The organism is Pseudomonas sp. RW409 (assembly GCF_003184125.1).
Lineage (GTDB): Bacteria > Pseudomonadota > Gammaproteobacteria > Pseudomonadales > Pseudomonadaceae > Aquipseudomonas > Aquipseudomonas chlororaphis_I.
In genome coordinates this window covers 451,034-471,725 of sequence record NZ_QHHP01000002.1, presented here as the reverse complement: position 1 = coordinate 471,725, position 20,692 = coordinate 451,034, and the positions used below count along the sequence as shown (strand labels likewise).

Sequence of the window (20,692 nt, the reverse complement as noted above, 5' to 3'; positions counted from 1 at the left end):
GTGCTGCGATCGAGCATGTAACCCGCGGCTTTTGCGGTAAAGCCCATGTGCGGCAATGACTAGGATAAGTACAGCTTATGTATGAAGCGCTTGGCGACCTGTCCCTGGACCTGTTCCGCGTATTCGAGGCGGCGGCGCGCCAGCGCAGCTTTACCGCCGCGGCGGTGGAACTGGGGACCACCCAACCGGCCATCAGCCAGCAGATCAAGCGGCTGGAAGAACAGCTCGGCACCCGGCTGTTCGACCGCATCTACCGTGGCATCGAACTGACCGAGGCCGGCAGCCAGTTGTTCGAACAGGTGCAGGCCGGCTTGCAGAGCATCGACAACGGCCTGAGCGCCATCACCGCCCAGCATCAGCATGAGGTGCTGCAGGTGGCCACCGACTTCGCCTTTGCCGCCTACTGGCTGATGCCGCGCCTGCACCGTTTCCACGCCGCCAATCCGCAGGTGGATGTGAGCCTGGTCACCAGCGAACGCAGCCACAACATGCTGCGCAGCGATATCGACGTGGCGGTGCTGTTTGGCGATGGCCGTTTCAAGCAGGGGGAAAGCCACTGGCTGTTCAATGAAGAGGTGTTTCCGGTGTGCAGCCCGCTGTTGCTCAAGGAGCGGCCGCTACCGCTGGGCGCCCATTCGCTGCTGGAGTTTCCGCTGCTGCACCTGAAGGGCGAAAACAGCAGCCACTGGTTCGACTGGAGCGGCGTGTTTCGTGAGTTAGGGATCGCCACCCCGCCAGCGCCGGGGCAGTTGCGTTTCGACAACTACACCCTGCTGATCCAGGCGGCGATCGGTGGCCAGGGCGTGGGCATTGGCTGGCGCCACCTTGTGGATAACTTGCTGGCGCAAGGTCTGTTGTGCCGGCCGATCAGCGAAACGCTGATTTCCCGCTACGGCTATTACGTGGTCCTGCCCCAGCGCAAACGCCGGGGGGCGCTGATCCAGCGGTTTTTCGACTGGCTGATGGCCGAGCAGGCCGACAGCGCGCAATCCCTGACCGGGCTGGGCCTGCCTTCGATTGCCATCTGAGGTTTGGGGTTGGCGCGCAAGCCATCGCGAGCAAGCTTGCTCCTACATGGGATCGCATAACCTTCTGTAGGAGCGAGCTTGCTCGCGATAAGGATTCAACACACGAAGTTCACATGCTCGCCCACATGCAGGTTCAGCTGCTGTTCGTCGGCGATGCCGGCAGCTACCCGCGCCAGTCGCTGCACCGGCTCGACCCGCTCGGGTGCAAGGCTGTCGATGGGGTGGCTGAAGTGTTCCAGGGTCAGCCCGGGTACGCTTTGCGGCGCATTCACCAGGGTCCAGCGCAAGCTGCTGCCTTGCAGCGCGTCGAGGATGGTCTCGGCCGTCTGACGGTGTGGATAACCCTCCATCTCCAGCTGGTCCAGCACCTCGAAATTCCCCACCAGAAACAGGCGTCGGACGCCGGCAGCCTGCATGCCGGCGATCAGCGCTTCGACTGCCTGGACTTGTTCCCGGGGTTCGAGCAGCAGGTTTTCCTGTTGTTCGAGACCCATGGGCAGCCCCGGGGCATTCAGCAGGCAGACCACCACGTCGCCTCCGGCCACGCTTTGCCTGACCCGCACGGCATCGAACAGGTCACCGCATTTGGTGCGCAAGCCGGGAAGGGGCTCGAGGGCCGTCAGGTCGTCGAGGATGGCGATGACTTCATGCTGGCGCCGCAGGAACTCCGCCATCAGTGCGCTGCCCAGGCTGCTCATGGCACCGTAGAGCACCAGTTTGACCACCGGGGTTTCGGCATTTTTCATGGCGCGGCTCGTTTCTTTACACTGGTAAGGTTATGACCTGTGGGCTGTCGCCAGGGTTCGACTTTGTCATGAGAGGTTCCATGCAACGCATCAAGGGCTATCACGCCCACGTCTATTTCGACGCCAGCACCATCGACCAGGCGCGGGCCTTGTGTGAGCAGGCGGCGCAATTGTTTCCATTGAAGATGGGCCGGGTGCATGAACGGCCGGTCGGCCCGCATCCGGACTGGAGCTGCCAGCTGGCGTTCGAACCGCAGTACCTGGGGGAGGTGCTGCCGTGGCTGGCGCTCAATCGCAACGGGCTGGTGGTGTTTCTGCACCCGGATACCGGGGACGACCTGAAGGATCACACTGAGCATGCGGTCTGGATGGGGGCGATCAGGCCGCTGGATCTGTCGATTTTTTGAGATTTTTCGCGAGCAAGCTCGCTCCTACAAGGTCAGGCGCTTTCTGTAGGAGCGAGCTTGCTCGCGATGACGTCCTCTCAAACGCTATCAATCCCCGATCAATACAGCACGCCGTCGAGAATCTCGTAGACGATCCCGCTGCCCACCGCGATCAGCACGATATCGGCGCCCATGCGCCGCCATTCATAACCCGGGTAGTACGGCAGGTGCGCCAGGGCACGGTTGTCCAGGCGTTCGCCGTAGTAGCCGCGGGGCAGCGGCTGGCCGCGTACCAGGTGGATGCCGTGGGGCGGTGGTGCGCCGCGTACGAAGTAGACGTGATTGTCGCGAATGGTTTCGCGCACCGGGCCGAAATCCCGGGGCGGGCCGCCACGCCGATCGGCCTGCGGGCCACGATGCTCATCGCCCCGATTGTCCGCGCGATTGTCTCCTCGATTGTCGTAGCGACCCTGTTGCGGGTCTCCGCGATCGTGGTCGTCACGTGGGTCCGCGACCGCGTGCAACAGCGGGCTGGCGCTGAGCATCAGCACACCGAGACCGGCAATCAGGCGTTTGGGCATTTTCATCGGGTCTTCCTCAGAGCACGAACAACAAAAAGGGGTTCAGAACCTGGTCCTGAACCCCTTGGTCTTGCCGGTTTAGTCTGTGGATCCCGAGGCTAATTCCTCTGTATCAGGAACTTTACCCTCAGCTGACACGGGCTTGACGCACCCCTTCGGCGAGGGAGGCGCACAGGCTCAGCACGCCGTCCACGGCCTGTTCGGAGCTGGTGGCATTGGCGATCTGGTCGATCAGCGCCGAACCCACCACCACACCGTCGGCCAGGCGGGCGATGGCCGCGGCCTGCTCCGGGGTGCGGATGCCGAAACCGATGCTGATCGGCAGGTCGGTGTGGCGACGCAGGCGGGTCACCGCCTCTTCCACATGCTCCAGGGTGGCGGAACCGGCACCGGTCACACCGGCCACTGAGACGTAGTAGACGAAGCCCGAGCTGCCGTTCAGCACCTTCGGCAGGCGCACGTCGTCGGTGGTCGGCGTGGTCAGGCGGATGAAGTCGATACCGGCGGCCTGGGACGGGTCGCACAGCTCGGCGTTGTGCTCGGGCGGCATGTCGACCACGATCAGGCCGTCGACGCCGGCCTCCTTGGCTTCAGCGATAAAGCGCGGCACGCCGTAGTGGTGGATCGGGTTGAAGTACCCCATCAGTACCAGCGGTGTGTCGTTGTTGCCGGCGCGGAATTCGCGAACCATTTGCAGGGTTTTCGCCAGGTTCTGCTTGGCCGTCAGGGCGCGGATGTTGGCCAGCTGGATCGCCGGGCCGTCGGCCATCGGGTCGGTGAAGGGCATGCCCAGCTCGATCACGTCGGCGCCGGCTGCCGGCAAGCCTTTGAGGATCGCCAGGGAAGCGTCATAGCCCGGGTCGCCGGCGGTGACGAAGGTCACCAGGGCGGCGCGGTTCTGTTGCTTAAGCTCGGCAAAGCGCGTTTGCAGGCGGCTCATCAGTGTTTCTCCTGCTGGGAGTGCTCTTGTTGAGAGTGTTCCATGTGGTGCATCACGGTTTGCATGTCTTTGTCGCCGCGGCCCGAGAGGTTGACCACCATCAGGTGATCCTTGGGCAGGTTCGGCGCGCGCTTGAACACTTCGGCCAGGGCGTGGGCGCTTTCCAGGGCCGGGATGATGCCTTCCAGTCGGCAGCACTGGTGGAACGCGGCCAGGGCTTCGTCGTCGGTCACCGAGGTGTATTCGACGCGGCCGATATCGTGCAACCAGGCGTGTTCAGGGCCGATGCCCGGGTAGTCGAGGCCGGCGGAAATCGAGTGGGCATCGATGATCTGGCCATCCTCGTCCTGCAGCAGGAAGGTGCGGTTGCCGTGCAGCACGCCTGGCAGGCCGCCGTTCAGGCTGGCCGCGTGCTTGCCGGTCTCGATGCCGTAGCCGGCGGCTTCGACGCCGATGATCTGCACGCTCTTGTCGTCGAGGAACGGATGGAACAGGCCCATGGCGTTGGAACCGCCGCCGATGCACGCCACCAGGCTGTCCGGCAGGCGGCCTTCCTGGGCTTGCAGCTGTTCGCGGGTTTCCTTGCCGATCACCGCCTGGAAGTCGCGGACCATGGCGGGATAAGGGTGCGGACCGGCCACGGTGCCGATCAGGTAGAAGGTGCTGTCGACGTTGGTCACCCAGTCACGCAGGGCTTCGTTCATCGCGTCCTTCAGGGTGCCGGTGCCGGCGACCACCGGGATCACTTCGGCGCCCAGCAGCTTCATGCGGAACACGTTGGCCTGCTGGCGCTCGATGTCGGTGGTGCCCATGTAGATCACGCAGTCCAGGCCGAAACGCGCCGCCACGGTGGCAGTGGCCACGCCGTGCATGCCGGCGCCGGTCTCGGCGATGATGCGTTTCTTGCCCATGCGCCGCGCCAGGAGGATCTGGCCGATGCAGTTGTTGATCTTGTGCGCGCCGGTGTGGTTCAGCTCTTCGCGCTTGAGGTAGATCTTGGCGCCGCCGCAGTGCTCGGTCAGGCGCTCGGCGAAGTACAGCGGGCTTGGACGGCCGACGTAGTCGCGCTGGAAATAGGCCAGTTCCTTGAGGAACTCCGGATCTTCCTTGGCCGCTTCGTATTCGCGGGCCAGGTCGAGGATCAGCGGCATCAGGGTTTCGGCGACGTAACGGCCGCCGAACGCGCCGAACAGGCCGTTGGCATCAGGGCCGTTGCGCAGATTGGTCTGGGTCATTGGGGCGCTCCCGGTGATTCGTCAAAAGGGTGAATGCGTGGACAGGCAATGGCGTTCACTCTACCCCTGACGCCCCAGGCTGAAAACCGATAAGATCGCCACAACCTGTCAGGAAAACTCACATATCCCATGAGCCACGACCTGCCCCCGCTGAACGCCCTCCGGGCCTTCGAAGCCACCGCCCGCCTGAACAGCGTCAGTCAGGCGGCCGAGCAGCTGCACGTCACCCATGGCGCGGTCAGCCGCCAGTTGAAGGTGCTTGAAGAGCATCTCGGGGTGAGCCTGTTCGTCAAGGAAGGGCGCGGCCTGAAACTCACAGATGCCGGGGTGCGCCTGCGCGATGCCAGCAGCGATGCCTTCGAGCGCCTGCGCACGGTCTGCGCCGAGCTGAGCCAGAGCACCGCCGATGCGCCCTTCGTGCTCGGTTGTTCCGGCAGCCTGCTGGCGCGCTGGTTCATCCCGCGCCTGGGGCGGTTGAATGCCGACCTGCCGGACCTGCGCCTGCACCTGTCGGCCGGCGAAGGCGATCTCGACCCGCGCCGGCCGGGGCTGGATGCCTTGCTGGTATTCGCCGAGCCGCCGTGGCCGGCGGACATGCAGGTCTTTGAACTGGCCAGCGAGCGCATCGGCCCGGTGCTCAGCCCGCGCTACAGCCGTTACGAGCAACTGCGCGAGGCGCCGGCCAGTGCGCTGCTCAACGAGACATTGCTACAGACCAGCTCGCGCCCGCAGGCCTGGCCCAGCTGGGCACGGCAGAACGGCATCGACGCCGGGGCGTTGAAGTTCGGGCAGGGTTTCGAGCATTTGTATTATTTGCTGGAGGCCGCGGTGGCCGGGCTGGGCGTGGCGATCGCGCCGCAGCCGCTGGTGGCCGAGGACCTGCGTGCCGGGCGCCTGGTTGCCCCGTGGGGTTTCTGTGAAACCCCGGGGCAACTGGCGTTGTGGCTACCCAAGCGCGCCGCGGACGGACGCGCCCGGCAGCTGGCGCAGTGGCTCAGTAATGAGCTGCGCCAGACTCCTTAATTGCCGCGTTTGCACAGCAGGTAAGCGGCCAGCAGGCCCCGCGCGCCCACGGCGACGCCGGCGGTGGTCCAGGGGTGTTGCTGGGCGTAGTCGCGGGTGGCGATCCCGGTTTCACGGGTTTTCACTTTGACTTCTTCATAGGCATCGCTGAGCAGGCTGCGCGAATGTCTCAGCGCGCTCTCGGCGTTGCTTTTCAGCGCCTTGAGGGTTTTGCGCGACTCGTCCGAAGCGTCGTCCTTGAGGCTTTCCAGGGACTTGAGCAGACTTTCGATCTCGGCTTCCATGCTTTCCAATGAGGCTTTGCGTAGCGAAGTGTTGGCCATGGTGGCTCTCCTGCATTGTTGATTGAGGGGTCTGTAGGGTCCGACTGCGCGGCCTGGCGAAAGTGCATTAAATCTGCATGACGATGGGCCCGGGGCTTATTCCAGTGTTGCTGGTAATCGCTGCTAGGCTTTGATCTACCTCATAAGGAGAGAGCGCCATGTCTGATCATCACACCTACAAGAAAGTCGAACTGGTCGGTTCGTCCCCTAGCAGCATCGAAGACGCCATCAACAATGCGCTGGCCGAAGCCAGCAAAAGCATCAAGCACCTGGAGTGGTTCGAGGTCACGGAAACCCGCGGGCACATCCTTGATGGCAAGGCCGCGCATTTCCAGGTCACGCTCAAGGTCGGTTTCCGCATTGCCAACAGCTGAACCTGGACTAGGCTGTTGAACTTGGGCGCTGGCCGATTGCCATAGGGAATGGCAAAGCGCTATATCTGCCTCGATGCCGAACAGGCCGGGGCTTGACGCTTATTTTTGATTCGACCAGGGAATGTGACCGATGAAAAAACTGGTAATGGCTTTAGCGTTGTTGAGTGTCGCGGGAACAGCCCTTGCTGCCGGCAAATCATGCGAAGAGCTGAAAAGCGAAATCGCCGCGAAGATCGATGCCAAAGGCGTGTCGGGTTATTCGCTGGAAATTGTCGACAAAGGCAGCGCGACTGACGGCAAAGTGGTCGGTACCTGCGAAGGCGGTACCAAGGAAATCGTCTACAAGCGCGGCTGAGCCCTCGTAGAAATGAACAAAGCCGACGCAATGCGTCGGCTTTTTTTGTGCCCGGCGATTACCCAGGCCAGGCGGGCCCCTGCCGCAGGCTGCGATCGCGGCCGAAGGGCGCGCAAGGCCTCAGGATCACAGAATCCTTTGGCCCGATTGCACTCAACCTTTCATGACCTGCGCCAGCAATTCGTAGGAATGCAGGCGGTCGGCGTGTTCGTACAGGTCGCAGGTGAAGATCAGTTCATCGGCGCCGGTCTGTTCGATCAGCACTTCGAGCTTGGCGCGGATCTTCGCCGGGCTGCCGATCATGGCCAGGCCGAGGAAGCTGCCCACCGCCTCTTTTTCATGGGGCAGCCATAGGCCGTCCATGCTCTTCACCGGTTTGCGCTGCACCAGGCTCTGGCCGCGCATCAGCGCGAGGATCCGCTGGTACACCGAGGTCGCCAGGTAGTCGGCCTGTTCGTCGGTATCGGCCGCCACCAGCGGCACGCCGAGCATCACATAAGGCTTGTCGAGCACGGCCGAGGGCTTGAAGTGATTGCGGTACACGCGAATCGCCTCGTGCATGTAGCGCGGCGCGAAATGCGAGGCGAAGGCGTAAGGCAAGCCGCGCTCACCGGCCAGTTGCGCACTGAACAGGCTGGAACCCAGCAGCCACACCGGCACCTGGGTACCGGTCCCTGGTACCGCGATCACCCGCTGTTCCGGGGTGCGTGGACCGAGGTAGGCCATCAGCTCGGCCACGTCTTCAGGGAAATCGTCGGCGCTGCCGGAACGTTCGCGGCGCAGGGCGCGGGCGGTCATCTGGTCCGACCCCGGCGCGCGGCCCAGGCCCAGGTCGATGCGCCCCGGGTACAGGCTTTCCAGGGTGCCGAACTGCTCGGCGATTACCAGCGGCGCATGGTTGGGCAGCATCACGCCACCGGAACCGACGCGAATACTCGAGGTGCCGCCGGCCAGATAACCCAGCAGCACCGAGGTCGCGGAACTGGCGATACCGTCCATGTTGTGGTGCTCGGCGACCCAGAAGCGGGTGTAGCCGAATTTCTCTACATGGCGGGCCAGGTCCAGGGAATTGCGCAGCGATTGCGCCGGGCTGCCGTCCTCGCGCACGGGGACCAGGTCGAGGGTGGAAAACTTAACGTCGGACAGTGGTTTCATAAGCCTGCTTCTCCAATGGTGTGCAGGCCTTTGTCATGAGCCAAAACCTGCCGAATGCTGAAAGCCTGTTTCATGCAATGTGGGCATATACCCGAGTTTCAATAGCCAAGCTGAATTTGCTGTCCGGATAAACGGCGGATTCAGACAGGATGAACTTCGCCAGGCCTTCTATCCTCTAGAACCCTGAGTAGCAGAAAACCACAAGGGCGCGGTCTTTCGCGCCCGTTCTCGAGGAGACAGACATGAGCATCACCAAGAAAGCATCGGCTCACTGGGAAGGCGACCTGAAAACCGGCATTGGCTCGATTTCCACTGAAACCGGGGTACTGCGCGATGCACCTTACGGCTTCAAGGCGCGTTTCGAAGGCGGCAAGGGCACCAATCCGGAAGAACTGATCGGCGCCGCGCACGCGGGGTGTTTTTCCATGGCCTTCTCGATGATTCTCGGCGAGGCCGGGCTCAAGGCCGACAGCATCGACACTAACGCCGAAGTGACCCTGGACCAGGTCGATGGCGGTTTTGCGATCACCGCGGTGCACCTGATCCTCAAGGCGAAGATTCCCGGCGCCAGCCAGCAGCAGTTCGATGAACTGAGCAAGAAGGCCAAGGAAGGTTGCCCGGTGTCCAAGGTGCTGAACGCCAAGATCAGCCTGGATGCGACGCTGGTCAGCTGAGCCACGGTCCAACCGTTACAACCGTTACATCGCATCGCGAGCCAGCGAACGAGGCCTTTTGCAGGAGCAACCGGCCGCCGTTCGCGGGCTCGCGATTGCGTTTTCTTCGCAACACTCCCGCGCCAGATATGCGCGGCGTCAGAACTCGCTTCATGAAAATGTGGTCGAATGCACGACTGCAGGCTCAGCCCATGACCGTGGGCGCTGCATCAAGGGGAGCTCCACTCATGAAACGTTTTGTCCTGGCAGTTGTTTGTAGCGCGCTGGCCACCTCGGCCCTGGCGGCTCCGAAGGATTGCGAAGAACTCAAGAAAGAGATTGAAATCAAGATCCAGGCTAACGCCGTGCCCTCCTACACCCTGGAGATTGTCAGCAAGGAGGAAGCCGAAAAGCATGACGTGGCCATGGTGGTCGGTACCTGCGAAAACGGCACCAAGGCGATCATCTATCAGCGAAACGACAGCTGATCGTTCAGATCACGCAGTTGACCATGTGGTCTTCGGCCAGCAGCTCACGCTTGGCGTTGTACAGCCGGGCACTGGGAGAGAAACCCAGCGAGCGGGCTTCCAGCAGGTAACGCTGGCCGGCTTCGAAATGGTCGTAGCGCACGCTCAGGTAGCACAGGCGCTCGGCCGGATCGTTCATCATGCCGAAGCGCCCGCTGAACACCTCGAAATCGAAACGCACCATCAACTCGTGACTGCCCGGGGTGACCTGGAAGTAGCGGCCGTCGGTCAGGCGCTGGTTGTCCAGGCGCTCGGCCATCAGCAGCTTGCCGCCCGGCGTCGGGGTGGCGAAATCGACCCAGGCCTGCTGCGGGTCCACCGCCGGCAGGGGGCTGGAGCAGGCAACGAGGCCGGTCAGGGCAAGCAGCAGCAAAGGTTGGCGCATGAGGTCGGGCCGTCCGGGGAAAGGCCTCAAGCATAGCGCCGATCAGGTGCGCTGGCAGCCCGCTGGTTGGCCGGTACCCACCAGATTGCGCTGCTGGTCATAGAGCTTGGCCCAGGGCCGGAAGCCGATATTGCCGGTCTGCAACTGGTAGCGCTGGCCGGCGTTGAAGTCCTTGTACTTCACGTTCAGCTGGCAATCGCGCCACAGCGGTTCGCTGTCCGGGCCGATATTGGTGGGCTCCACGGCGAACTGGTAGCGCACCTTCAGCTCATGGTTGCCGGGCTGGACCTCGAAATATCGACGGTCCACCCAAGCCTTTTCGTCGACCTCCAGCGCCTGCAGCGCGCTGTCCTGGTGGGTGTCGAGATCGATCCAGGCTTGCGTCGGATCTGGGGCGGGCAATCCGGCACAGCCGCTCAGGGTCAACAGTCCGGTGGTCAGCAGCAACACGCGCATAGCGAAACTCCAGGCAGGCGAGATAGTCTTGGGGGCAGACTCTCGAAGGATGATTCGATTTGATTAGGCCGCGTTCAAGCCATGGGTTACTTGATCATCTTTTGCGCTTTTTGTTTCCGGGCTTGCTGCTTTTGTTGCTCAACGGTTGTTCCAGCGTGGGTTACTACGGCCAGCTGGCCAGTGGCCAATGGCGTCTGCTGCAGGCCCGCACGCCGGTCGAGCAGGTCATCGCCGACCCGGCTCGCGACCCGTTGTTGCGCGCCCATCTGGCCCAGTCGCAGAAGGCCCGGCGCTTCGCCAGCCAGCACCTGCACCTGCCGGACAACCAGAGCTACCGCCTCTACGCCGACATCGGCCGGCCTTACGTGGTGTGGAATGTATTCAGCACCCCCGAGTTTTCCCTGAGCCCCAAGACCCACTGTTTCCCGATTGCCGGCTGCGTGGCCTATCGCGGCTACTACAGCCAGGGCGCGGCCCGGGGCGAGGCGGCCTTGCAGAAACAGCAGGGCATGGATGTGGCCATCGGCGGGGTGGAGGCCTACTCGACCCTGGGCTGGTTCAACGACCCGATCCTCAGTTCGATGCTGCATTGGGGCGACGAGCGCCTGGCGACCCTGATCTTCCACGAGCTGGCCCATCAGCGCTTCTATGTGAAGGACGACACCGAGTTCAACGAGTCCTTCGCCACCTTCGTCGAGCAGGAAGGCACCCGGCAATGGCGCGCGGCCCGGGGCCTGGCGCCGGCCAGCGATGCCCTGGTCAAGCAGAAGGACCAGTTCATCCAGCTGATCCTCGATACCCGCCAGCGCCTGGAACGCCTGTATGCCCTGCCGCTGCCAGCCGAGCAGATGCGCCAGCGCAAGGCCGCCGAATTCGAACGGCTGCGCCGGGATTATCGCCAGCTGAAGGACAGCCAATGGCACGGCGACTCGCGCTACGACTTCTGGATCAACACCCCGCTGAACAATGCCAGGCTGTTGCCTTTTGGCCTGTACGACCAGTGGGTGCCGGCGTTTGCCGCCTTGTTCAAGCAGGTGAACGGCGATTGGCGGGCGTTTTACCAGGCGGTGGAGAAGCTCGGCGCGCTGCCGGCTGAAAAGCGCAAGGCGGCGCTGCAAACATTGATGGATGGTGCCTGAAAGGACGCTATCGCGGGCAAGCCTCGCTCCTACAAAGGGCGTACGTGCTTCTGTAGGAGCGAGGCTTGCCCGCGATGAGGCCGGATCGTCAAACCCATATCGCATCCCAAAGCGAATAATCCCCCACCCGCTTCACCAACCCCGCGCGTAACGGGTTGGCCACGATATACCGTGCGACAGCCTGTAAATCCTCTTCCTTGCGAATGCCTCGATCATGGTACCCACGTTGCCAGACCGCCCCTTTGCGCCGCCGCTGGCGATTCAACGATACGCAAATGCGCGAGCGAGTCCTGCCCATCAACACTGGCAACGTGGAGCCATGCAGTTCGACCAACCAGTGAAAATGATCGGGCATGACGACAAAGGCCAGCGAGTGGGCGAGTTGCTCCTGCTCGGCCTGTTTGAACGCAGCCACTGCCAAGCGGCCCGAGTGGAAATCACTGAATAGCGGTTCCCGGTTTTGGGTGACGGAGGTGAGAACGTAGATTTGACCGGGCTGCGAGTAACGCCCAGTACGCAGGCGATGGGCGTGGGGTTTGCTGGGCATGGGAGATCCTCCTTGATCGTGTTTTTCAGGCTAGATCGAAGAAGGGCGGAACGGTGTATGTCTGTTGTGCGGGATGTGTCTGGGGGGGACGCTATCGCGGGCAATCGAGCGTCGACCGGCCTCTCCTACAGAAGCACGCAAGCCCTGCGATAGCTATCGGCTCAGCGTTGCAAGAACGCCTGATGCAGTTCATCCAGGGTCTGGAAGTGATAGGCCGGTGCCTCGGCGCTCAGTTCTTCGTGGCTGCCGAAGCCGTAACCCACCGCCGCCGCATCCAGTCCGTTGCGGCGGGCGCCGATCAGGTCGTGCTTGCGGTCGCCGATCATCAGGGTATCGCTCGGGTCCAGGCCTTCCTCGCTGACCAGGTGGCGAATCAGCTCGACCTTGTCGGTGCGGGTGCCGTCCAGTTCGCTGCCGTAGATCACCTTGAAGTGCCGGGCGAAATCGAAGTGCCGGGCGATTTCACGGGCGAACACCCACGGCTTGGACGTCGCGATGTACAGCTGGCGGCCCTGCCCGCCGAGGGTTTCCAGCAGGGGCGTGACGCCGTCGAACACGCGGTTCTCATACAGGCCGGTGACCTTGAAACGCTCGCGGTAGAAATTCACCGCCTCCCAGGCCCTGGCTTCGTCGAAACCGTAGAACTGCATGAACGCCTGCAACAGCGGCGGGCCGATGAAGTGTTCCAGCTTGCTCAGGTCGGGTTCGTCGATGCCCAGCTTGCCGAGGGCGAACTGGATCGAGCGGGTAATGCCTTCGCGCGGGTCGGTCAGGGTGCCATCGAGGTCGAACAGAACGGTTTGGTAATGCATGGGGATTCCTGGGCAGTGGGTCGGGGGCTCAAGCCTGGTCGTAGCCTTCGGCCAGGTGCAGGTCCTTGAGCTTCACGTAGTTGGCGGCGCTATAGGTGAAGAACGCGCGCTCCTTGTCGGTCAGCGGGCGAACCTGTTTCACCGGGCTGCCGACATAGAGGAAGCCGCTTTCCAGGCGTTTGCCAGGCGGCACCAGGCTGCCGGCGCCGACGATCACGTCGTCGTCCACCACGGCGCCGTCCATGACGATGCTGCCCATGCCGATCAGCACCCGGCTGCCGACGCTGCAACCGTGCAGCATCACTTTGTGGGCGATGGTCACGTCGTCGCCGATCAGCAGCGGGAAACCATCCGGGTTGAAGGGGCCGGCGTGGGTGATGTGCAGCACGCTGCCGTCCTGCACGCTGGTGCGGGCGCCGATGCGGATGCGGTGCATGTCGCCGCGGATCACCGTGAGTGGCCAGACCGAGCTGTCGGCACCGATTTCGACGTCGCCGATCACCACCGCCGAGCTGTCGACGAAGGCCCGCGGGCCAAGGATGGGCGTGTGGTTCTGATAGCTGCGAATGGCCAAGTTGGATACCTGTTCTGACATTTATTAATGGGGGCGATAGCTGCGGTGTGCGTCGATTGTAATTAAGATGGGGCCACGTTTCTTCCAGCCAAGGTGCCAACCGTGAGTGTGAACAACCCTCTTCTGCAGCCCTACGACCTGCCGCCGTTTTCGGCGATCCGCGCCGAGCACGTACAGCCGGCCATCAAACAGATCCTGGCTGACAACCGCGCCGCCATCGCTGAAATCCTCAAGAACCAGGGCGCGCAACCGACCTGGGCCGGCCTGGTGCTGGCCATGGACGAACTCAACGACCGCCTGGGCGCGGCCTGGAGCCCGGTCAGCCACCTCAATGCCGTGTGCAACAGCGCCGAACTGCGCGAAGCCTATGAGTCCTGCCTGCCGGACTTGAGCGCCTACGCCACCGAGCTGGGGCAGAACCGTGAGCTGTTCCAGGCCTTCGAAGCCCTGGCGAGCAGCCCGGAAGCCGCCGGTTTCGACGTGGCGCAAAAAACTATCCTGGAACACTCCCTGCGTGACTTCCGCCTGTCGGGTATCGACCTGCCGCCAGAGCAGCAGAAGCGCTACGCCGAAGTGCAGAGCAAGCTTTCCGAGCTGGGCAGCCGCTTCTCCAACCAGTTGCTCGACGCCACCCAGGCCTGGACCAAGCACGTCACTGACGAAGCGGCCTTGGCTGGCTTGACCGCGTCGGCCAAGGCGCAGATGGCTGCCGCGGCCCAGGCCAAGGATTTGCAAGGCTGGCTGATCACCCTGGAATTCCCCAGCTACTACGCAGTGATGACCTACGCCGAAGACCGCGCGCTGCGCGAAGAAGTTTACGCCGCCTACTGCACCCGCGCCTCGGACCAGGGCCCGAATGCCGGCCAGAATGACAACGGCCCGGTCATGGAAGAAATCCTCGACCTGCGCCAGGAACTGGCCCAACTGCTGGGCTACGCCAACTTCGCCGAGCTGAGCCTGGCCACCAAGATGGCCGAGTCCAGCGACCAGGTGCTGAGTTTCCTGCGGGACCTGGCCAAGCGCAGCAAGCCGTTCGCCGCCCAGGACCTGCAACAGCTCAAGGCCTACGCCGCCGAACAGGGCTGCCCGGACCTGCAAAGCTGGGACAGCGGTTTCTACGGCGAGAAGCTGCGCGAGCAGCGCTACAGCGTGGCCCAGGAAACCCTGCGCGCCTACTTCCCGATCGATAAGGTGCTGGGCGGCCTGTTCGCCATCGTCCAGCGCCTGTACGGTATCGAGATCGCCGAACTGAAAGGCTTCGACACCTGGCACCCGGACGTGCGCCTGTTCGAGATCAAGGAGAACGGCCAGCACGTGGGCCGCTTCTTCTTCGACCTGTATGCCCGCGCCAACAAGCGTGGCGGTGCCTGGATGGATGGCGCCCGTGATCGTCGCCGCACTTTCGACGGCGTGCTGCAAAGCCCGGTGGCCAACCTGGTGTGCAATTTCACCCCGGCCGACAGCGGCAAGCCTGCCCTGCTGACCCACGATGAAGTCACCACGCTGTTCCACGAATTCGGCCATGGCCTGCACCACCTGCTGACCCGCGTCGAACATGCCGGTGTTTCCGGCATCAACGGCGTGGCCTGGGATGCGGTGGAGCTGCCGAGCCAGTTCATGGAGAACTGGTGCTGGGAGCCGGAAGGCCTGGCGCTGATCTCCGGTCACTATGAAACCGGCGAGCCGCTGCCCCAGGACCTGCTGGAAAAGATGCTCGCGGCGAAGAACTTCCAGTCCGGCCTGATGATGGTGCGCCAGCTGGAGTTCTCGCTGTTCGACTTCGAACTGCATGCCACCCACGGCGATGGCCGTGCCGTGCTGCAAGTGCTCGAAGGCGTGCGCGACGAGGTCTCGGTGATGCGTCCGCCGGCCTACAACCGTTTCCCCAACAGCTTCGCGCACATCTTCGCCGGCGGTTACGCGGCGGGTTACTACAGCTACAAGTGGGCCGAAGTGCTGTCGGCCGATGCCTTCTCGAGGTTCGAGGAAGAAGGCGTGCTGAATGCCGAGACCGGTCGCGCGTTCCGCGAAGCGATCCTGGCCCGCGGCGGCTCCCAGGAGCCGATGGTGCTGTTCGTCGACTTCCGCGGACGCGCACCGTCGATTGACGCACTCTTGCGCCATAGCGGCCTGACCGAGGACGCAGCGGCATGAGCGAGGGGCCAGTGAAGACGAAAAAACGCTTTATCGCCGGGGCGGTCTGCCCGGCGTGCAGCGAGCAGGACAAGTTGATGATGTGGAGCGAAGACGACGTTCCCCATCGCGAGTGCGTGGCCTGCGGGTATTCCGACACCCTGAATGAACAGGGCCTGTCGGTGCCCAAGGAGCTGGGCACGCGGGTCAACACCACGGCCCTCAAGGTGCCGGATGCCAAGGTCCAGTCGGTGCAGTTTTTCCCCAACCCCAAGTTGAAGAAAAAGACCGACGAGCCCAAGTAACTGCCAATCCCCTGTAGGAGCGCAGCTTGCGCGCGATAGCGGTGTATCAGATACACCGCGGTGCTTTGATCGCCAGCAAGCTTGGCTCCTACCGGGATGCGGTCGAAGCTCAATTCTGCAGCTTCACGCAGCCGGTCAATTCGCTGGCTTGCTGACGCTCACCGTCTCGAACCAGCTCTTCACCGAACAGGTGGCGAACACGCTGGTGCTGCAATCGCCATTGGCCAGGGCGGTGCGCAATTTGTCGACATCGGCCTGCATCATGTAGCGAATGCCGTCCTTGAAGTGGGAACTGTCACCAAACCCGCCTCCGGTCATTTCATTCAGCGCCTCCTCCTTGCTCCAACCCTGAACCACCACTCGATACATCGCCGACATCAGGCCGGTGCGGTCCGAGCCGTGCTTGCAGTGCATCAACACCGGGCCGTCGCTTTCGGCGCTCTGGATCGCGCGCAAGGCCGCCAGCACGTCGGCGTCATCCACGTGATTGGTCCGGTAAGGCAATTGCACCTGCTTGATTCCCGGGGCCTGCAGCCAGCTGGAATCGGACTCCGGCAGGAAGTTGATCACCGTGCCCACCTTGAGTTTTTCCAGCAAAGGCACGGCGCCGCCGTCCGGCAAGGCGCTGCGGTACAGCGTCGGCGACATCTGGTACAGGTTGTAGTGGGTTTCCACGGGCTGGGCCCACTGGGCCGGGCGGGTCGTGCCGGTTTCGGCGGCCTGCGCCTGGGGCCAGGCGAGCAGCGTCAGCAGGGACAGGCAGAGAGCGGGAAGGATACGAGAGTTGTGCATGCAGAAGGCCGTGACCGGAAATGGGGTGGAGAGAGCCTAGCTTCCATCCGGACCGGTCAACGCCCTGTGAGGCGCTCGTCAAAGAAACGTGAAGTCGCTGCGATAGAGGTTTTTTCTCGGCAATCGCGACTTTTTTGCAACGCAAACGATTTATTCGAATGCTTAGCCTGCTACCATTTGTAACCAAAATTTGCTGAACTGTGCTTTCCCCGGCCTCGGGATCGACCCGTTGCGCCGCCAGAACGACAAGCCACGCCATGACGCGGCTGCCCAACCCGTGAATGCCTAGTGTGAGGTGCACCCCCATGTCTGATCACGATCAAGACAACCCGCGGCGTGAGTTTCTGCGCAAATCCCTGACCTTGATCCCGGTGGTCACGGTCGCCAGTACCGGCCTGGGCAGCTCGATGCTGATGGCCGCGCCCGAAGCGCCCAAGCCGGTCGAGCCGGCCCGAACCCCGGTCAGCACCAATGCTGACGCTTACCAGCCAAGCTATTTCACCGCCGAAGAATGGGCCTTTGTCCAGGCCGCGGTAGAGCGTCTGATCCCGGCCGACGAACAAGGCCCGGGTGCCCTGGAAGCCGGCGTGCCGGAATACATCGACCGGCAGATGAACACCCCCTACGCCGCGGGTGCCCTGTGGTACATGCAAGGCCCGTTCAACGCCGACGCCGCGCCGGAGATGGGCTGGCAGAGCAAGCTGGTACCCAAGGAGATCTACCGCCTGGGCATTGCCGCGACGGATGCTTGGTCGAAAGCCTTCAACGGTAAAACATTTGCCGCGCAAGACAGCGCTACCCGAGACGATTTGCTCAAGCAGCTCGAAGCGGGAAAACCTCAATTCGACAGCGTTCCGCCGAAGATTTTCTTCAACCTTCTGCTGCAAAACACCAAGGAAGGGTTCTTCTGCGACCCGATCCACGGCGGCAATAAAGGCATGGTCGGCTGGACGTTGATCGGCTTCCCCGGCGCGCGCGCCGATTTCATGGACTGGGTGGAACGCAACGAGCAATACCCTTTCCCGGCAGTGTCGATTCGCGGCGAGAGGGCTTGAGCATGGCAACGGTAATGAAGAAGGTCGATGCGGTGATCGTCGGGTTTGGCTGGACCGGCGCGATCATGGCCAAGGAGCTGAGCGAGGCCGGGCTCAACGTGCTGGCGCTGGAGCGCGGGCCGATGCAGGACACCTACCCGGACGGCAACTACCCGCAGGTGATCGACGAGCTCACCTACAGCGTGCGCAAGAAACTCTTTCAGGACATCTCTCGGGAGACGGTGACCATTCGCCACAGCGTCAACGACGTGGCCCTGCCGAACCGCCAGCTGGGCGCGTTCCTGCCGGGCAACGGCGTCGGCGGTGCCGGCCTGCACTGGTCCGGCGTGCATTTTCGCGCCGACCCGATCGAGCTGCGTATGCGCAGCCACTACGAAGAGCGCTACGGCAAGAACTTCATCCCCAAGGACATGACCATCCAGGACTTCGGCGTCACCTACGAAGAGCTGGAGCCGTTCTTCGATTACGCGGAAAAAGTCTTCGGTACCTCAGGTCAGGCCTGGACCGTGAAAGGCCAGCTGGTCGGTGAAGGCAAGGGCGGCAACCCTTACGCGCCGGACCGTTCGGACCATTTCCCGCTGGAGTCGCAGAAGAACACCTACTCCGCCCAGCTGTTCCAGAAAGCCGCCGGCGAAGTCGGCTACAAGCCCTACAACCTGCCGTCGGCCAACACCTCGGGGCCGTACACCAACCCCTATGGCGCGCAAATGGGGCCGTGCAACTTCTGCGGGTTCTGCAGCGGCTATGTCTGCTACATGTATTCAAAGGCTTCGCCGAACGTGAACATTCTGCCGGCCCTCAAGCCGCTGCCGAATTTCGAGCTGCGCCCCAACTCCCACGTGCTCAAGGTCAACCTCGACAGCACCAAGACCCGCGCGACCGGCGTTACCTACGTCGATGGCCAGGGCCGCGAGATCGAGCAGCCGGCGGACCTGGTGATCCTCAGCGCCTTCCAGTTCCATAACGTGCGTCTGATGCTGCTGTCCGGCATCGGCAAGCCGTACGACCCGATCACCGGCGAAGGCGTGGTGGGCAAGAACTTCGCCTACCAGAACATGGCCACCATCAAGGCCTACTTCGACAAGGACGTGCACACCAACAACTTCATCGGCGCCGGCGGCAATGGCGTGGCGGTGGACGACTTCAACGCCGACAACTTCGACCACGGCCCGCATGGCTTCGTCGGTGGCTCGCCGTTCTGGGTCAACCAGGCTGGCAGCCGGCCGATCGCCGGGACCTCCAACCCACCGGGCACCCCGGCCTGGGGCAGCGCCTGGAAGAAGGCCACCGCCGACTACTACACCCATCAGGTGTCGATGGACGCCCACGGCGCCCACCAGTCCTACCGCGGCAACTACCTCGACCTCGATCCGGTGTACCGCGACGCCTACGGCCTGCCGCTGCTGCGCATGACCTTCGACTGGCAGGAAAACGACATCAAGATGAACCGCTTCATGGTCGAGAAGATGGGCAAGATCGCCGAGGCGATGAACCCCAAGGCCATCGCGGTGCTGGGCAAGAAGGTCGGTGAGCACTTCAACACCGCGTCCTACCAGACCACCCACCTCAACGGGGGCGCGATCATGGGCACCGACCCGAAAACCAGTGCCTTGAACCGTTACCTGCAGAGCTGGGATGTGCACAACGTGTTCGTCCCGGGCGCTTCGGCCTTCCCCCAGGGCCTGGGCTACAACCCGACCGGCCTGGTGGCCGCGTTGACCTACTGGTCGGCCCGCGCGATCCGCGAGCAGTACCTGAAGAACCCCGGCCCGCTGGTCCAGGCATAAGGAGCGATGACCATGAAAACCCTCGTTATCGCGACCCTGGCCCTGCTCGGCAGCGCTTCCCTCAGCGCCGCCGAAACCGATCGGCAAGCCTTGATCAAGCAGGGCGAATACCTGGCCCGCGCCGGTGACTGCGTGGCCTGCCACACCGCCAAGGACGGCAAGCCGTTCGCCGGCGGCCTGCCGATGGAAACCCCGATCGGCATGATCTACTCCACCAACATCACCCCGGACAAGACCGGCATCGGCGAGTACAGCTTCGACGACTTCGACAAGGCCGTGCGCCATGGCGTGGCCAAGAGCGGCAGCAGCCTGTACCCGGCCATGCCCTACCCGTCCTATGCGCGGGTCAGCGACGCCGACATGCAGGCGCTGTATGCCTACTTCATGGAAGGCGTGGCGCCTGTGGTCCAGGAGAACCGCGACAGCGACATCCCCTGGCCGCTGAGCATGCGCTGGCCGCTGGCGGGCTGGCGCTGGATGTTCGCGCCGAGCGTGGCGGACCTGCAAGGCAACGGCCAGGCCAAGGCAGGCGAAGACCCGGTGGTCAGCCGCGGTGCTTACCTGGTGGAGGGCCTCGGCCACTGTGGCGCCTGCCACACGCCGCGCGCCCTGACCATGCAGGAGAAGGCCCTGAGCGCCAGCGAAGGCAGCCACTTCCTGGCCGGCAGCGCGCCGCTGGAAGGCTGGATCGCCAAGAGCTTGCGCGGCGACCACAAGGATGGCCTCGGCAGTTGGAGCGAAGAGCAGCTGGTGCAGTTCCTCAAGACTGGTCGTAGTGATCGTGGAGCGGTGTTCGGCGGCATGAGCGACGTGGTGGTGCACAGCATGCAGTACATGTCCGAAGAGGACCTGACGGCCATCGCCCGTTACCTCAAGTCGCTGCCGGCAGTGGATGCCAACGACCAGCCGCACCAGTACGACAAGGCGGTGGCCGAGGCGTTGTGGAAAGGTGACGACAGCAAGCCGGGGGCGTCGGTGTATGTCGACAACTGTGCGGCGTGCCACCGTACCGACGGCCATGGCTATACCCGGGTGTTCCCGGCGCTGGCGGGCAACCCGGTGCTGCAAAGCGCCGATGCCACGTCGCTGATCAATATCGTGCTCAAGGGCGGCACCTTGCCGGCGACTCATACCGCGCCATCGACCTTCACCATGCCGGCCTTCGCCTGGCGGCTGTCGGACCAGGAGGTGGCCGATGTGGTCAACTTCATCCGCACCAGCTGGGGCAACCAGGGTTCCGAGGTGAACGCCGCGGACGTGGCGGGGCTGCGCAAGGGCGACCTGCAAAGCACCTCGAACGACGATCTGGGGCAGGGGACCAAGCACAGCGGTGGCTGACCGGCCTTTTTCGCGAGCAAGCTCGCTCCTACAGGGATGCGTG

Annotated in this window: 25 protein-coding genes; 13 read left to right on the top strand and 12 right to left on the bottom strand. The window is 63.3% G+C overall.

Annotated elements, in window-relative coordinates; translation table 11 throughout:
- The first annotated feature begins 77 nt into the window (after positions 1–77).
- Positions 78–1,028, top strand: a complete 951-nt coding sequence (locus DK261_RS02215) for a LysR family transcriptional regulator (RefSeq protein ID WP_101281591.1) — start codon at positions 78–80, stop codon at positions 1,026–1,028.
- 95 nt (positions 1,029–1,123) lie between these two features.
- On the opposite strand, the gene DK261_RS02210 is transcribed toward DK261_RS02215, so the two are convergent.
- Complete coding sequence (locus DK261_RS02210) at positions 1,124–1,774, bottom strand: NAD(P)-dependent oxidoreductase (RefSeq protein ID WP_110175225.1); 651 nt, start codon at positions 1,772–1,774, stop codon at positions 1,124–1,126.
- An 80-nt stretch (positions 1,775–1,854) separates the two neighbouring features.
- On the opposite strand from DK261_RS02210, the gene DK261_RS02205 reads away from it, so the two are divergent.
- Positions 1,855–2,181: a DOPA 4,5-dioxygenase family protein gene (locus tag DK261_RS02205; protein WP_009046239.1), complete on the top strand. Its 327-nt coding sequence runs from the start codon at positions 1,855–1,857 to the stop codon at positions 2,179–2,181.
- A gap of 98 nt (positions 2,182–2,279) precedes the next feature.
- Here the strand turns inward: DK261_RS02205 and DK261_RS02200 are convergent, their stop codons facing one another.
- The 3 genes from DK261_RS02200 to trpB form a co-directional block, all read right to left on the bottom strand.
- Positions 2,280–2,747 carry an anti-virulence regulator CigR family protein gene (locus tag DK261_RS02200; protein WP_110175224.1) on the bottom strand — a complete coding sequence of 156 codons (468 nt, stop codon included), beginning with the start codon at positions 2,745–2,747 and terminating at the stop codon, positions 2,280–2,282.
- A gap of 121 nt (positions 2,748–2,868) precedes the next feature.
- Entirely contained in the window at positions 2,869–3,681 is an 813-nt protein-coding gene (trpA, locus tag DK261_RS02195; protein WP_016703927.1) for a tryptophan synthase subunit alpha, read from the bottom strand.
- Positions 3,681–4,916, bottom strand: a complete 1,236-nt coding sequence (gene trpB, locus DK261_RS02190; protein ID WP_009046242.1) for a tryptophan synthase subunit beta — start codon at positions 4,914–4,916, stop codon at positions 3,681–3,683. Before trpB ends, trpA begins: the two co-directional genes overlap by 1 nt.
- Positions 4,917–5,045: 129 nt before the next feature.
- Between trpB and DK261_RS02185 the strand changes: the two genes are divergently transcribed.
- A complete protein-coding gene (locus DK261_RS02185) occupies positions 5,046–5,939 on the top strand; it encodes a LysR family transcriptional regulator (RefSeq protein ID WP_038635658.1) in 894 nt (297 codons plus the stop codon).
- On the opposite strand, the gene DK261_RS02180 is transcribed toward DK261_RS02185, so the two are convergent.
- Complete coding sequence (locus DK261_RS02180; RefSeq protein ID WP_110175223.1) at positions 5,936–6,262, bottom strand: YqjD family protein; 327 nt, start codon at positions 6,260–6,262, stop codon at positions 5,936–5,938. The genes DK261_RS02185 and DK261_RS02180 overlap by 4 nt on opposite strands.
- Before the next feature lie 158 nt (positions 6,263–6,420).
- On the opposite strand from DK261_RS02180, the gene DK261_RS02175 reads away from it, so the two are divergent.
- Together DK261_RS02175 and DK261_RS02170 are read left to right on the top strand one after the other, a co-directional pair.
- A complete protein-coding gene (locus DK261_RS02175; RefSeq protein ID WP_009046244.1) occupies positions 6,421–6,636 on the top strand; it encodes a dodecin in 216 nt (71 codons plus the stop codon).
- 130 nt (positions 6,637–6,766) lie between these two features.
- Positions 6,767–6,991, top strand: coding sequence for a DUF1161 domain-containing protein (locus tag DK261_RS02170; RefSeq protein ID WP_009046245.1), 225 nt, complete (start codon positions 6,767–6,769; stop codon positions 6,989–6,991).
- 153 nt (positions 6,992–7,144) lie between these two features.
- Here DK261_RS02170 and DK261_RS02165 read toward each other — a convergent pair whose 3' ends face one another.
- Entirely contained in the window at positions 7,145–8,146 is a 1,002-nt protein-coding gene (locus DK261_RS02165; RefSeq protein ID WP_009041499.1) for an LLM class flavin-dependent oxidoreductase, read from the bottom strand.
- A 242-nt stretch (positions 8,147–8,388) separates the two neighbouring features.
- On the opposite strand from DK261_RS02165, the gene DK261_RS02160 reads away from it, so the two are divergent.
- Together DK261_RS02160 and DK261_RS02155 are read left to right on the top strand one after the other, a co-directional pair.
- Complete coding sequence (locus DK261_RS02160) at positions 8,389–8,820, top strand: OsmC family protein (RefSeq protein WP_009046246.1); 432 nt, start codon at positions 8,389–8,391, stop codon at positions 8,818–8,820.
- Positions 8,821–9,047: 227 nt separating this feature from the next.
- Positions 9,048–9,287 carry a DUF1161 domain-containing protein gene (locus tag DK261_RS02155; RefSeq protein WP_009046247.1) on the top strand — a complete coding sequence of 80 codons (240 nt, stop codon included), beginning with the start codon at positions 9,048–9,050 and terminating at the stop codon, positions 9,285–9,287.
- A 4-nt stretch (positions 9,288–9,291) separates the two neighbouring features.
- Here the strand turns inward: DK261_RS02155 and DK261_RS02150 are convergent, their stop codons facing one another.
- Positions 9,292–9,711 carry a hypothetical protein gene (locus tag DK261_RS02150; RefSeq protein WP_009046248.1) on the bottom strand — a complete coding sequence of 140 codons (420 nt, stop codon included), beginning with the start codon at positions 9,709–9,711 and terminating at the stop codon, positions 9,292–9,294.
- A gap of 42 nt (positions 9,712–9,753) precedes the next feature.
- A complete protein-coding gene (locus tag DK261_RS02145) occupies positions 9,754–10,167 on the bottom strand; it encodes a hypothetical protein (RefSeq protein WP_009046249.1) in 414 nt (137 codons plus the stop codon).
- 59 nt (positions 10,168–10,226) lie between these two features.
- On the opposite strand from DK261_RS02145, the gene DK261_RS02140 reads away from it, so the two are divergent.
- Positions 10,227–11,306: an aminopeptidase gene (locus tag DK261_RS02140; protein WP_009046250.1), complete on the top strand. Its 1,080-nt coding sequence runs from the start codon at positions 10,227–10,229 to the stop codon at positions 11,304–11,306.
- Positions 11,307–11,394: 88 nt separating this feature from the next.
- On the opposite strand, the gene DK261_RS02135 is transcribed toward DK261_RS02140, so the two are convergent.
- The 3 genes from DK261_RS02135 to DK261_RS02125 all read right to left on the bottom strand — a co-directional run bounded on the left by DK261_RS02135 (position 11,395) and on the right by DK261_RS02125 (position 13,239).
- Positions 11,395–11,853: a transposase gene (locus DK261_RS02135; protein ID WP_009046251.1), complete on the bottom strand. Its 459-nt coding sequence runs from the start codon at positions 11,851–11,853 to the stop codon at positions 11,395–11,397.
- A gap of 161 nt (positions 11,854–12,014) precedes the next feature.
- Positions 12,015–12,665 (bottom strand): HAD family hydrolase, encoded by a 651-nt coding sequence (locus tag DK261_RS02130; protein ID WP_009041505.1) that lies wholly within the window; start codon positions 12,663–12,665, stop codon positions 12,015–12,017.
- A 28-nt stretch (positions 12,666–12,693) separates the two neighbouring features.
- On the bottom strand, positions 12,694–13,239 hold the full coding sequence (locus DK261_RS02125; RefSeq protein ID WP_009046252.1) for a gamma carbonic anhydrase family protein: 546 nt from the start codon (positions 13,237–13,239) through the stop codon (positions 12,694–12,696).
- Positions 13,240–13,341: 102 nt separating this feature from the next.
- Here DK261_RS02125 and prlC point away from each other — a divergent pair, with 102 nt between their 5' ends.
- The gene (prlC, locus tag DK261_RS02120) at positions 13,342–15,393 is read left to right on the top strand and encodes an oligopeptidase A (protein ID WP_016703922.1); all 2,052 of its coding nucleotides are present in this window, start codon (positions 13,342–13,344) and stop codon (positions 15,391–15,393) included.
- Positions 15,390–15,677: a YheV family putative zinc ribbon protein gene (locus DK261_RS02115; protein ID WP_009046254.1), complete on the top strand. Its 288-nt coding sequence runs from the start codon at positions 15,390–15,392 to the stop codon at positions 15,675–15,677. Before prlC ends, DK261_RS02115 begins: the two co-directional genes overlap by 4 nt.
- A gap of 135 nt (positions 15,678–15,812) precedes the next feature.
- Here the strand turns inward: DK261_RS02115 and DK261_RS02110 are convergent, their stop codons facing one another.
- Positions 15,813–16,469 carry a tyrosine-protein phosphatase gene (locus DK261_RS02110; RefSeq protein ID WP_009046255.1) on the bottom strand — a complete coding sequence of 219 codons (657 nt, stop codon included), beginning with the start codon at positions 16,467–16,469 and terminating at the stop codon, positions 15,813–15,815.
- A gap of 305 nt (positions 16,470–16,774) precedes the next feature.
- Here DK261_RS02110 and DK261_RS02105 point away from each other — a divergent pair, with 305 nt between their 5' ends.
- The 3 genes from DK261_RS02105 to DK261_RS02095 are packed head-to-tail and all read left to right on the top strand — an operon-like array spanning position 16,775 to position 20,649.
- Positions 16,775–17,524, top strand: a complete 750-nt coding sequence (locus DK261_RS02105) for a gluconate 2-dehydrogenase subunit 3 family protein (RefSeq protein ID WP_038583305.1) — start codon at positions 16,775–16,777, stop codon at positions 17,522–17,524.
- A gap of 2 nt (positions 17,525–17,526) precedes the next feature.
- A complete protein-coding gene (locus DK261_RS02100) occupies positions 17,527–19,311 on the top strand; it encodes a GMC family oxidoreductase (RefSeq protein ID WP_110175222.1) in 1,785 nt (594 codons plus the stop codon).
- A gap of 12 nt (positions 19,312–19,323) precedes the next feature.
- The gene (locus DK261_RS02095; protein ID WP_016703921.1) at positions 19,324–20,649 is read left to right on the top strand and encodes a cytochrome c; all 1,326 of its coding nucleotides are present in this window, start codon (positions 19,324–19,326) and stop codon (positions 20,647–20,649) included.
- The last annotated feature ends 43 nt before the right edge of the window (positions 20,650–20,692 follow it).